Annotated in this window: 11 protein-coding genes and 1 pseudogene; all 12 read left to right on the top strand. The window is 73.2% G+C overall.

Features of this window, described 5'->3' with window-relative positions; genetic code table 11:
• Position 1 precedes the first annotated feature (1 nt).
• Positions 2-595: a dephospho-CoA kinase gene (gene coaE, locus LG943_RS24210; protein WP_270074669.1), complete on the top strand. Its 594-nt coding sequence runs from the start codon at positions 2-4 to the stop codon at positions 593-595.
• Positions 596-690: 95 nt separating this feature from the next.
• On the top strand, positions 691-2,781 hold the full coding sequence (uvrB, locus tag LG943_RS24215) for an excinuclease ABC subunit UvrB (RefSeq protein ID WP_270074670.1): 2,091 nt from the start codon (positions 691-693) through the stop codon (positions 2,779-2,781).
• A 546-nt stretch (positions 2,782-3,327) separates the two neighbouring features.
• Positions 3,328-4,323, top strand: coding sequence for a GNAT family N-acetyltransferase (locus LG943_RS24220; protein ID WP_270074671.1), 996 nt, complete (start codon positions 3,328-3,330; stop codon positions 4,321-4,323).
• Between the two features lie 85 nt (positions 4,324-4,408).
• Positions 4,409-5,311, top strand: coding sequence for a hydroxymethylglutaryl-CoA lyase (locus LG943_RS24225; protein ID WP_270074672.1), 903 nt, complete (start codon positions 4,409-4,411; stop codon positions 5,309-5,311).
• Positions 5,312-5,548: 237 nt separating this feature from the next.
• Positions 5,549-7,198: a CTP synthase gene (locus LG943_RS24230; RefSeq protein WP_270074673.1), complete on the top strand. Its 1,650-nt coding sequence runs from the start codon at positions 5,549-5,551 to the stop codon at positions 7,196-7,198.
• Positions 7,195-7,839 carry an NUDIX domain-containing protein gene (locus tag LG943_RS24235; RefSeq protein WP_270074674.1) on the top strand — a complete coding sequence of 215 codons (645 nt, stop codon included), beginning with the start codon at positions 7,195-7,197 and terminating at the stop codon, positions 7,837-7,839. Before LG943_RS24230 ends, LG943_RS24235 begins: the two co-directional genes overlap by 4 nt.
• Before the next feature lie 275 nt (positions 7,840-8,114).
• Positions 8,115-9,077 (top strand): site-specific tyrosine recombinase XerD, encoded by a 963-nt coding sequence (locus LG943_RS24240; protein ID WP_270074681.1) that lies wholly within the window; start codon positions 8,115-8,117, stop codon positions 9,075-9,077.
• A 217-nt stretch (positions 9,078-9,294) separates the two neighbouring features.
• Positions 9,295-10,254 carry a ParA family protein gene (locus LG943_RS24245; protein WP_270074675.1) on the top strand — a complete coding sequence of 320 codons (960 nt, stop codon included), beginning with the start codon at positions 9,295-9,297 and terminating at the stop codon, positions 10,252-10,254.
• Positions 10,251-10,625 carry a hypothetical protein gene (locus LG943_RS24250; protein ID WP_270074676.1) on the top strand — a complete coding sequence of 125 codons (375 nt, stop codon included), beginning with the start codon at positions 10,251-10,253 and terminating at the stop codon, positions 10,623-10,625. Before LG943_RS24245 ends, LG943_RS24250 begins: the two co-directional genes overlap by 4 nt.
• Before the next feature lie 73 nt (positions 10,626-10,698).
• Complete coding sequence (locus LG943_RS24255; RefSeq protein ID WP_270074677.1) at positions 10,699-11,529, top strand: segregation and condensation protein A; 831 nt, start codon at positions 10,699-10,701, stop codon at positions 11,527-11,529.
• Positions 11,530-11,534: 5 nt separating this feature from the next.
• On the top strand, positions 11,535-12,137 hold the full coding sequence (gene scpB / locus LG943_RS24260; protein ID WP_270074682.1) for an SMC-Scp complex subunit ScpB: 603 nt from the start codon (positions 11,535-11,537) through the stop codon (positions 12,135-12,137).
• Positions 12,121-12,428: pseudogene (locus LG943_RS24265) on the top strand (pseudouridine synthase); the annotation flags it as partial. The gene scpB and the pseudogene LG943_RS24265, both read left to right, overlap by 17 nt.

The raw sequence follows: 12,428 nt of genomic DNA on the forward strand, positions 1-12,428 counted from the left end.
CGTGCTGCGCGTGGGACTCACCGGAGGCATCGGCTCGGGCAAGAGCGCGGTCGCCCGGCGGCTGGCCGACCACGGCGCGGTGGTGGTCGACGCCGACCAGATCGCCCGCGAGGTCGTGGAGCCCGGAACCCCCGGCCTGGCCGAGGTCGTCGCGGAGTTCGGCCCGGACATCCTCACCCCCGAGGGCCGCCTGGACCGCCCCCGGCTGGGCGAGATCGTGTTCTCCGACCCCGCACGCCTGGCCCGGCTCAACGCCATCGTGCACCCGCGCGTGGGCGCCCGCACCGAGGAGCTGATGGCCGCGGCGCCCGCCGACGCGGTCGTGGTCTACGACGTCCCGCTGCTGGTCGAGAACGACCTCGGCGCGCTCTACGACGTGGTCGTGGTGGTCGACCTGCCCGAGGAGGAGCAGGTGGCGCGGGTGGTGGCCAACCGCGGCATGCCCGCCGAGCAGGTCCGCGCCCGCATCAAGGCCCAGGCCACCCGCGAGCGCCGCCGCGCCGCCGCCGACCTCGTCATCGACAACTCCGGCACCCCCGCCGACCTCGACCGACAGGTCGCCGAGCTGTGGGCCGACCTCAGCTCCCGCGCCTGAGCGGGTGGAACGGGGAATCCGCCGCGCGCGACCGGTGTTGTCCGACCCGGGCTATACCGTGGAAGGACCAGTGGTCCCGAGGGGAGTGAGGCAGCGTGCGGCCTGTCACCGACATCCAGCGCAAGATGGCGCCGTTCGAGGTCGTCTCGGAGATGACCCCCGCCGGCGACCAGCCGGCGGCCATCGCCGAACTCACCCGCCGGGTGCGGGCCGGCGACCGCGACACCGTGCTGCTGGGCGCCACCGGCACCGGCAAGACCGCCACCGTGGCCTGGATGGTCGAGCAGCTCCAGCGCCCCACCCTGGTCATGCAGCCCAACAAGACCCTCGCCGCGCAGTTCGCCAACGAGCTGCGCGAGATGCTGCCCAACAACGCGGTCGAGTACTTCGTCTCCTACTACGACTACTACCAGCCCGAGGCGTACGTCCCCCAGACCGACACCTACATCGAGAAGGACTCCTCGATCAACGACGAGGTCGAGCGGCTGCGCCACTCGGCCACCAACTCCCTGCTGACCCGCCGCGACACCATCGTGGTCGCCTCGGTGTCGTGCATCTACGGCCTGGGCACCCCCCAGGAGTACGTCGACCGCATGGCCGCCCTCGAGGTCGGCATGGAGATCGACCGCGACGACCTCCTGCGCCGGCTGGTGCAGATGCAGTACACCCGCAACGACATGGCGTTCACCCGGGGCACCTTCCGGGTGCGCGGCGACACCGTCGAGATCATCCCGGTCTACGAGGAACTCGCCATCCGCATCGAGATGTTCGGCGACGAGATCGAGCGGCTGCTCACCCTGCACCCCCTCACCGGCGAGGTGTTGGGCGAGGCCGACCACATGTACCTCTTCCCGGCCTCCCACTACGTCGCCGGCCCCGAGCGCATGGAGCGCGCCATCGCCGGCATCGAGGCCGAACTCGGCGAACGCCTCACCGAGATGGAGAACCAGGGCAAGCTGCTGGAGGCCCAGCGGCTGCGCATGCGCACCACCTACGACCTCGAGATGCTGCGCCAGGTCGGCACCTGCTCGGGCATCGAGAACTACTCCCTGCACTTCGACGACCGCGCGCCCGGCAGCCCGCCCAACACCCTCCTCGACTACTTCCCCGAGGACTTCCTGCTGGTCGTGGACGAGTCCCACGTCACCGTCCCGCAGATCGGCGGCATGTACGAAGGCGACGCCTCCCGCAAGCGCACCCTGGTCGACCACGGGTTCCGGCTGCCCTCGGCGCTGGACAACCGCCCGCTGAAGTGGGAGGAGTTCGTGGAGCGCATCGGGCAGACCGTCTACCTGTCGGCCACGCCCGGCCCCTACGAGCTGCGCCAGAGCGGCGGCGACGTGGTGGAGCAGGTCATCCGCCCCACCGGCCTGGTCGACCCCGAGGTCGTGGTCAAGCCCACCGACGGCCAGATCGACGACCTCGTGCACGAGATCCGGCTGCGCGCCGAGCGCGACGAACGCGTGCTGGTCACCACCCTGACCAAGAAGATGGCCGAGGACCTCACCGACTACTTCGCCGAACTGGGCATACGCGTGCGCTACCTGCACAGTGAGGTCGACACCCTGCGCCGGGTGGAGCTGCTGCGCGAGCTGCGCGTGGGCGAGTACGACGTCCTGGTGGGCATCAACCTGCTGCGCGAGGGCCTGGACCTCCCCGAGGTCTCCCTGGTGGCCATCCTCGACGCCGACAAGGAGGGGTTCCTGCGCTCCTCCAGCGCGCTGATCCAGACCATCGGCCGCGCCGCCCGCAACGTCGCCGGGCAGGTGCACATGTACGCCGACAACATCACCGACTCCATGCGCAACGCCCTGGACGAGACCAACCGGCGCCGCGCCAAGCAGTTGGCCTACAACGAGGAGCACGGGATCGACCCGCAGCCGCTGCGCAAGCGGATCGCCGACATCCTCGACTCCCTGGCGCGCGAGGACGTCGACACCGAGGAGCTGATCGGGTCGGGCTACCGCAGCCCCAAGGCGCCGGTCCCCGCCCTGGCCGGGCAGGAACGCTCCCAGGACGTCAGCGCCATGCCGCGCGCGGAGCTGGCCCAGCTCATCGAGCAGCTCGGCCAGCAGATGCACCAGGCCGCCGCCGACCTCCAGTTCGAGCTGGCCGCGCGGCTGCGCGACGAGATCAAGGAGCTGAAGCGCGAACTCCGCGGCATGGACGCCGCCGGGGTGAGCTGACGCTGCGTCATCGCGGCGGCGGGGCCGGGGCGCGTGCGCCCCGGCCCCGCTCGCGTGTTTGCGCCGCGCGCCCGGGCCGGTAGAGTACTCCGTTCTGCTCTCCCCGGCGGCGCCGCGCTGAAGTGCGGAAATGACGAAATCGGCCGTCGAATGACACGGAGCGTGAATTCCGTCGGCCAATGGTTACGCTGCGCCGTTCGCCCTGGACCCGGCCTGCGAATGCATGTGCCGACGCGGCGTGCGTTTGCCGAGTTCGGCCGCGTCCTCGCATTTCAGCGGCTGTTGCGCGGTGCCGGACCCGCGTGGTGGCAGGCGTTGCCGATCGGCTACCGTAGGGCGCACGAGGCGTTGTCGCGGATGAAATTGCATGGCGACAATTTCAAAACGATCCGGGTAATTCTCGCCGGGTCGGCGGGCGAATGCGGGCCGGAGGCGCTACGGTCTTTGTGTCCGTGTTGCAACGGTATGTGACCGCTGAAAGACCCCCGGCACGCCGCGCCGGCGGGTCGAAGGCAGGTATGCGGTATGCGCGGCCAGGGAGGTGGGATGGGCGGTTATGTCGCTCGGGTGCGGCATGACGAGCTGCCCGGCAGCGGTGCCGAGTTCGACCGGCTGGTGAACTCCGTGGCGCAGCGGTGGCGGGCGGTCGACCCGCTGCTGCCCGCGCCCACGCGCCCCCGGTCCAGCACCTATCCGCTCCTGACGGTCAGCGACGAAAACGGCGAGCCGGTGGCCGCCGGCACCATGCGCTACACCTGGCACCAGCCGGGCGAGGTCGGCCGCACCTGGGGCATGCCCGACCAGCACTGGCTCACCCCCGTCGTCGGCGGCCCCGAACCCCGCAGGGCCCTGGACTCCCTGCTGTCGAGCTGGCGCGAGCAGCTCCAGCAGTTGCCCACCGGCACCGGCTCGGAGTCGGCGGCCCTGCTCACCTGGCCGGCGCGCGACGTCTCGGCCGTCTCCGCGCTCCAGTGGCACGGCCTCCAGCCCTACAGCGTGCTGGCGGCCCGCGAGCGGCGCCGGGGCGTGCCGCCCTCGCTGCCGCCCCGCGACGTCACCATCCGGCTGGCCGACTCCCAGGACCTCACCCAGATCGTCAGCCTGCTCATGGAGGAGCACCGCTACGAGGAGCACTTCGGCGGTGTGTTCGTCCAGCCCGAGACCGCCGAGCAGACCCGGGGCGTGGCCGCGCGCTCGCTGGCGCGCTCGCCGTCGTGGATCTGGCTGGCCGAGCGCCGGGGGCGCCCCGTCGGCCTGATCTGGGTGTCCCCGCCCGACCGCGCCCGCTGGGCCGCCCCGCTGGTGCGCAGCGCGCCCGCCGCCCACATCGGCTACGGCGTGGTGGCCGAGGAGGAGCGCGGCCGGGGGATCGGCACCGCTCTGGTCAGCCACGCCCACCAGGCGCTGGACACCCACAACGTGCAGATCACGCTGCTGAACTACGCCATGCTCAACCCGCTGTCCGGCCCGTTCTGGAACCGCATGGGCTACCGCCCGGTGTGGACCACCTGGGAGGTCCGCCCCGCGCTCGCCCTGCGCTGACCGCGCGGGCCGCACCGCACTACCCTGGCCGGCAGGGGCGCCGCCGGGCGGGGCGGCGCCGGTGGACGCGACGAAGGGCGGACGCATGGCGGCGGCGGAACGGGTGGAGATCGTCGAGGTCGGGCCGCGCGACGGCCTCCAGAACGAGGACACGCCCCTGTCGGTGGCGGACAAGGTGGAGCTGATCCGGCGGCTGGTCGCGGCGGGCGCGCGGCGCATCGAGGCCGTCAGCTTCGTCAACCCTCGCCGGGTGCCGCAGATGGCCGGCGCCGAGGAGGTCATGGCGGCGGTCCCGCGCACCGATGGCGTCTCCTACATCGGCCTGGTCCTCAACCGCAAGGGCCTGGACCGCGCCCTGGCCGCCGGGGTGGACGAGGTCAACGTCGCCATCCCGGCCACCGACGAGTTCTGTCGCCGCAACCAGGGCACCACCGTCGAGGAGATGACGGCGGTCTTCGCCGACATCGCGGCGGCCGCCGCTGAGGCGGGCACGCCCGTCAGCGCCACCGTGTCCACCGCCTTCGGCTGCCCCTTCGAGGGCGAGACCGACCCCGGGCGCGTGGCCGCGATCGCCCGCGACGCGGCGGCGGCCGGAGCCGTCGAGATCGCCGTCGCCGACACCATCGGCGTGGGCGTGCCCCGCCAGGTGGCCGACCTGCTGGCCCGCGTCCGCGCGGCGGCCCCCGGCGTGCGGCTGCGCTGCCACTTCCACAACACGCGCAACACCGGCTACGCCAACGCCCACACCGCGCTGGAGCACGGCGTCGACGTGCTCGACGCGAGCGTCGGCGGGTTCGGCGGCTGCCCGTTCGCCCCCGGGGCCACCGGCAACATCGCCACCGAGGACCTCGTCTACCTGCTCGACCGAAGCGGTGCCGCCACGGGCGTCGACTCCGCCGCCACCGCCCGCGTGGGCACCTGGCTGGGGTCGCTCCTGGGCAAGGAGCCCCCGGCCCTCCTGGGCCGCGCTGGAGGCTTCCCCGGCTAGGGCGGCCGGGTGGCCCACGGCGGTCTCCTCGCCGTCGATTCCACGGACGTGCCTGCGGTTCGCCCTGGGCGAGGCCCTCGCCCGGGGTGTGTATCGGCGCAGGTGCCCGGCACTGTTATCCTGGTGGCCCGTGGAGTCCGAGGTCGCCGACGACCAGCCTGACCGCGGCACCGGGCACCGCACGGACGTCCGATCGAAAGCGGGACGGCCGTCGCCTTACGACCACGGGAGCAACATTTGGCATCCGCCGCGAGCACCAAACACCTCTTCGTCACTGGCGGTGTCGCCTCCAGTCTCGGAAAGGGCCTGACCGCCTCCAGCCTCGGGCGGCTGCTGAAGTCGCGCGGCCTGCGGGTCACCATGCAGAAGCTCGACCCCTACCTCAACGTCGACCCGGGAACGATGAACCCGTTCCAGCACGGCGAGGTGTTCGTCACCGACGACGGGGCCGAGACCGACCTCGACATCGGCCACTACGAGCGCTTCCTCGACACCGAGCTGTCGGCGTCGGCCAACGTCACCACCGGCCAGGTCTACTCCAGCGTGATCGCCAAGGAGCGCCAGGGCGCCTACCTCGGCGACACCGTGCAGGTGATCCCGCACATCACCAACGAGATCAAGGCGCGGATCTACGCCATGGAGTCCGCCGACGTCGACATCGTCATCACCGAGATCGGCGGCACGGTCGGCGACATCGAGTCCCAGCCCTTCCTTGAGGCGGTCCGCCAGATCCGCCACGAGATCGGCCGCGACAACTGCTTCTTCCTGCACGTGTCGCTGCTGCCCTTCCTCGGCCCCTCCGGCGAGCTGAAGACCAAGCCCACCCAGCACTCGGTGGCCGCCCTGCGCAACATCGGCATCCAGGCCGACGCGATCGTGTGCCGCGCCGACCGGCCCATCCCGCAGAGCCTCAAGAGCAAGATCAGCCTGATGTGCGACGTGGACGAGGGCGGCGTGGTCTCCACGCCCGACGCGCCCTCCATCTACGACATCCCCAAGGTGCTGCACCGCGAGGGCCTCGACGCCTACGTCGTGCGCCGCCTGGGCCTGGCCTTCCGCGACGTCGACTGGACCGAGTGGGACGACCTGCTGCGCCGCGTGCACCAGCCCGACCGCGAGGTCACCATCGCCCTGGTGGGCAAGTACATCGACCTGCCCGACGCCTACCTCTCGGTGACCGAGGCGCTGCGCGCCGGCGGGTTCTCCGAGAACACCCGCGTGGACCTGCGCTGGGTGGCCAGCGACGACTGCGCCACCGAGGCCGGGGCCGAGCGGGAGCTGTCGGGCGTCGACGGCGTGCTGATCCCCGGCGGGTTCGGGGTGCGCGGCATCGAGGGCAAGCTCGGCGCCATCCGCTACGCCCGCGAGAACCGCATCCCGCTGCTGGGCATCTGCCTGGGCCTCCAGTGCATGGTGATCGAGTACGCCCGCAGCGTCGTCGGCCTGGAGGGCGCCAACAGCGCCGAGTTCGACGACAAGGCCAAGCACGCCGTCATCGCGACCATGGCCGACCAGACCGACGTGGTCGCCGGCGAGCGCGACATGGGCGGCACGATGCGGCTGGGCCTGTACCCCGCAGACCTCGCCGAGGGCTCCCTGGCCCGCGAGCTGTACGGCAGCGCCCAGGTCTCCGAGCGGCACCGCCACCGCTACGAGGTGAGCAACGCCTACCGCGACCAGTTGGCCGAGGCCGGCCTGGTGTTCTCCGGGCTCTCGCCCGACGGCCGCCTGGTGGAGTACGTCGAGCTGCCGCGCGAGGAGCACCCGTTCTTCATCGCCACCCAGGCCCACCCCGAGCTGCGGTCGCGCCCCACCCGCGCCCACCCGCTGTTCCGCGGGCTGATCTCGGCCGCCCTGGAGCGCGCCGCCGCGGTCGGCCGCGCATGAGCGCCGCCGAGCCCGAGGCCGCCGCGCTCGCCGACAACCCGGAGTCCTGGCCGGTCGACAGGACGAGCGAGGTCTACCGGGGCGCCAAGACCTCCACCGTCGTCGACTGGGTGCGCATGCCCGCCGCCGGCGGCGGGCACGAGACCGTGCCGCGCGAGCGGCTGGAGCACCCCGGCGCCGTCGCCGCGCTCGCCCTGGACGACCGCGACCGGGTGCTGATGGTCCACCAGTACCGCCACGCCGTGCGGCACCGGCTGTGGGAGCTGCCCGCCGGCGTTCGCGACGAGGAGGGCGAGCCGCCGGTGCGCACCGCCCAGCGGGAGCTGGCCGAGGAGGCCGGCTACCGCGCCGAGCGCTGGTATGAGCTGGCCGACTTCTTCCCCTCGCCCGGGTTCTCCAGTGAGCGCATCCAGGTGTTCCTGGGGCGCGGGCTGCACCCGCTGGCCGCGTCGGAGGTCTCCTTCGTCCGGGAGCACGAGGAGGCCGACCTGGCCGCCGCGTGGGTCCCGCTGGCCGAGGCCGAGGCCGCCGTGCTCGCCGGGCGGGTGCACAACGGCGCCACGGTGATCGGCGTGCTCGCCGCGGCCTCGGCCGCGCGCGGCGGGTTCGCCGCTCTGCGCCCGGCCCCGGCCGCCGACTGAGCCGCCCGCACCGCGCAGACGGCACGCGCACACCGCGCCGCGGCCGCCGGCCGAGCCGCCGCGCCGCACCGCTCAGCGCCGCGCCCCGCACCCCGGGGCGCGGCGCGGCGGGTTGTCCGAATTGGGGGAGGCTTGGCCGGGTATCGCCGTGTCGCCCGGCGAATGTCGGCGCCGTGTGGCATGATCGGCGCGTTGACCTCCCCAGCGGCGGAAGACGGGTGATCGTGGCAGCGGCCGAGCAGCACGCGTCCCCCGCGCGGCAGCCCGGTGCCGCGCTGGTCTCGGTGGTGCGCGGCTACCTCGACCACCTCGCCGTCGAACGCGGCCTGGCCGACAACACCCTGTCCTCCTACCGCCGCGACCTCAACCGCTACCTCGCGTTCCTGGCCGCCCGCGGCCACACCGCCCTCGACGGCGTCACCGAGTCCGACGTCACCGAGTTCCTGCGCCGGCTGCGCGAGGGCGACTCCGACCACCCGCCCCTGGGCACCAACTCCGCCGGCCGCGCCGTGGTGGCCGTGCGCGGGCTGCACCGGTTCGCCCTGCGCGAGGGCATCACCGCCACCGACCCCGCCGGGGGAGTGCGCCCGCCCGCGCCGCCGCGCCGGCTGCCCAAGGCGGTGTCGCTGGACACCATCGAGTCCCTGCTGGGCGCGGTGCCGGCCGAGGGCGACCCCCGCGCCGCCCGCGACCGCGCCCTGCTCGAACTCCTCTACGGCACCGGCGCGCGGATCTCCGAGGCCGTGGGCCTGGACGTCGACGACCTCACCCGCGTCAGCGCCGGCGGATCGGGAGCCGAGGGCGCCGACGGCTCCGGCGAGGTCAGCGTGGTGCGGTTCCGCGGCAAGGGCGGCAAGGAGCGGCTGGTGCCGATCGGCCGGTTCGCGCGCGGCGCGGTGGAGTCCTACCTGGTGCGGGCGCGGCCGGTGCTGGCGGCCTCGGGCCGGGGGGTGCCCGCGCTGTTCCTCAACGCCCGCGGCGGGCGGCTGACCCGCCAGGGCGCGTGGTCGGTGCTGCGGGCTGCGGCCGAGCGCGCCGGGCTCAGCGACATCTCGCCGCACACCCTGCGGCACTCCTTCGCCACCCACCTGCTCGACGGCGGCGCCGACGTCCGTGTGGTGCAGGAGCTGCTGGGCCACGCCTCGGTGACCACCACCCAGGTCTATACGATGGTCACCGTTGACCGCCTGCGCGAGGTCTACGCGGCCAGCCACCCCCGGGCCAACGCCGCCGGGTGAGGCCCCGCCGCCGGCCGCCCGGTGACCCCCGGTGCGCGAACCCGCCCGGCACCGGCGGGCGAGGCCGTAGAGTGTCGCGTTGAATCATTGCGTGCCGTCGTTCTAGAGTCGCCGCACGACGGTTGGTCGCTGTCGACATATTGAGTTTTTCCGACGGCCGGCCGCGCGGGGCGCCCAACCGCCCGGCGCCGGCGGGTCCGTAGGGAGGTCAAGGGTTGTGAGCTGGTCGGAGTACGACGACGCGGAGCCGGTCGGCCCCGTCGACGACAACATGCCGGACTCCCCGGTGAGCAACCCATGGGGGGAAACGCGCAGCACGGGGGCGGCACTGCAAGCGAAAAGACCGAAGCCGGAGTTCCCGGTACCGGCGCCGTTGGACAGCCACGGCCCGGCCCGTATCGTAGCACTGTGTAATCAGAAGGGTGGGGTCGGTAAGACCACGACGACGATCAACCTCGGCGCGGCCATCGCCGAGTACGGCAGGCGGGTGCTGCTGGTCGACTTCGACCCGCAGGGCGCGCTGTCGGTGGGGCTGGGGCGGCTGGACCCGCGCGAACTCGACCTCACCGTCTACAACCTGCTCATGCAGCGCGACGTCACCGTCGAGGACGTCCTGATCAAGACCGACGTCGACGGCCTCGACCTCATCCCGAGCAACATCGACCTGTCGGCGGCCGAGGTCCAGTTGGTGGGCGAGGTCGCCCGCGAGCACATGCTCTCGCGCGCACTGCGCCCGGTCATCAACGACTACGACGTCGTGCTCATCGACTGCCAGCCGTCGCTGGGCCTGCTCACCGTCAACGCGCTCACCGCCGCCGACGGCGTGATCGTGCCGCTGGAGTGCGAGTTCTTCGCGCTGCGCGGTGTCGCGCTGCTCATGGACACCATCCAGAAGGTGCAGGAGCGGCTCAACGAGAACCTGGTGATCGACGGCTTCCTGGGCACCATGTACGACCCGCGCACCCTGCACGCGCGCGAGGTCCTGGCCACCATCATCGACGGGTTCGGCGACAAGGTCTACGGCACCGTCATCAACCGCACCGTCCGCTTCCCCGACGCCACCGTCGCCGGGGAACCCATCACCCGCTTCGACTCCTCGTCGGCGGGCGCCAACGCCTACCGGGAGCTGGCGAAGGAGGTGCTGGCCAGGTGGCCAATCAGCGGACACGACGCGTGACGCTGCCGGGCGCCGACGAGCTGTTCTTCCGCCCGTCGGAGCCCGCCGCGCCCGAGCCCGCGCCACCGGAGCCCGAACCGCCCGCCGCCCGCCCCGCCGGGGCCTCCGGCGGCGCGCGCCCGGTGCCGCGCGCCCGGCCCGCGCGCCCGCCCCGGCCCAGCGGCCGGCAGCGCCACGACGAGAAGATCACGGTCTACATCTCGGCGCCCGAACTGCTGGCGCTGGAGCAGACCCGGCTGACCCTGCGGGGCGACCACGGCATCACGGCCGACCGCGGCCGCATCGTCCGCGAGGCGGTGGCGGTCCTGCTGGCCGACTTCGAGGAGCACGGGGCCTCCAGCATGCTGGTGCGGCGGCTGAGCGAGACGTGACCACGGCACCGGTTCAACGGTGCCACCCTGGAACGATGACCCAGAGCAGTCCGGCCTCGCCCCGGGCGCGCCCATGAGCGCTCCCGGCGGCGAGGCCGCTTCCGACGGCGGATTCCAGGTGCACCTGGACAACTTCGAGGGGCCCTTCGACCTGCTCCTCGGGTTGATCTCCAAGCACAAGCTCGACATCACCGAGGTGTCGCTGTCGAAGGTCACCGACGAGTTCATCGCCTACATCCACGCCCACGAGGGGAACTGGGACCTCGACCAGGCCAGCCACTTCCTGCTGGTGGCGGCCACGCTGCTGGACCTGAAGGCGGCGCGGCTGCTGCCGCGCGGCGACGTGGAGGACGAGGCCGACCTCGCCCTGCTGGAGGCGCGCGACCTGCTGTTCGCCCGCCTGCTCCAGTACCGCGCCTACAAGGAGGCCGCCGCCGTGCTGGCGGGGCGCCTGTCCGCGCAGGGCCGGCGCTTCCCGCGCGCGGTGCGGCTGGAACCGCGGTTCGCCGAGGCGCGCCCCGACGTGTTCATCAAGCTGGGCCCCCAGGAGTTCGCGATGCTGGCGGCGCGGGTGTTCACCCCCCGCGAACCGCCCAGCGTCCCGGTGACCCACATCCACCAGACCCGCACCTCGGTGCGCGAGCAGGCCGAGGTGGTGGTGCGCGCGCTGCGCGAGCACGGGCGGCTGACGTTCGCCGAGCTGACCGCCGACTGCGCCGGCACCTTCGAGGTCGTCGCGCGGTTCCTGGCGCTGCTGGAGCTGTACCGGGCCGCCAGTGTGGGATTCGACCAGCCCGAGCCGCTGGCCGAGCTGGTGATCACCTGGACCGGCAGCGCCGAGGGGACGATCGCGGTGTCCGACGAGTTCGACCAGGCCAGGCGCGAGAGCGAGGAGGAGACGTGAGCGCGGTGGAGCACGAGGAGGCGGCGGCGCGGCCGCCGGCGGCCGGCGGCGGGGGCGAGGCGGAGCTGCGCCGCGACCTGGAGGCTGTGCTGATGGTGGTGGACCAGCCGGTCGCCGAGTACGACCTGGCCCGCGCCTTCGACCGCCCGGTCGAGGAGATCGCGCGGGTGCTGGCCGAGCTGGCGGGGGAGTACACCGCGCAGGGCCGCGGCTTCGACCTGCGCCAGGTGGCCGAGGGCTGGCGGTTCTACACCCGGCCCGAGTGCGCCGCCGTGGTCGAGCACTTCCTCAAGGAGGGCCAGGAGGTCCGGCTGACCCAGGCCGCGCTGGAGACGCTTGCGGTGGTGGCCTACCGCCAGCCGGTGTCGCGCGGGCGGGTCTCCGCGGTGCGCGGTGTGAACTGCGACGGGGTTATGCGTACCCTCGTACTGAGGGGCCTGATCGAGGAGGCCGGACAGGACCCGGAGTCCGGCGCGCTGCTCTACCGCACCACCACCTATTTCCTGGAGCGTCTGGGCCTTCGCGACCTCGGCGAACTCCCCGACCTCGCCCCCTTCCTGCCTGACGACATCGAAGGTTTTGACGACACCGGTGAACACGCCACGTAAGAACGACCGATCCCGCGGTGAGCGGGACCACGACGACCGCCGCGCCGAGCGCGGCCGGTCCGCCCCGCGCGGTGAGCGCGGCGACCACGACACCTCGGCCCGGCGCGGCGGCGCCCGCGGGGCCGCCAACGCTACGGGGCGTGACGGCAACCGGGGGGCGGCCCGCGGGTCCTCCGGCGACCGCTTCGCGCGCGGCGGCCGCGGTGAGCGGTCCGACCGCGCCGGCGGCGGCGCCCGCGGCGACCGCCCGGCGCGCTCGGGCGGCCCCGGCGGCTACGGCCGCGGCGACCG

This window comes from Streptomonospora mangrovi (assembly GCF_027604915.1).
GTDB classification, from domain to species: domain Bacteria; phylum Actinomycetota; class Actinomycetes; order Streptosporangiales; family Streptosporangiaceae; genus Streptomonospora; species Streptomonospora mangrovi.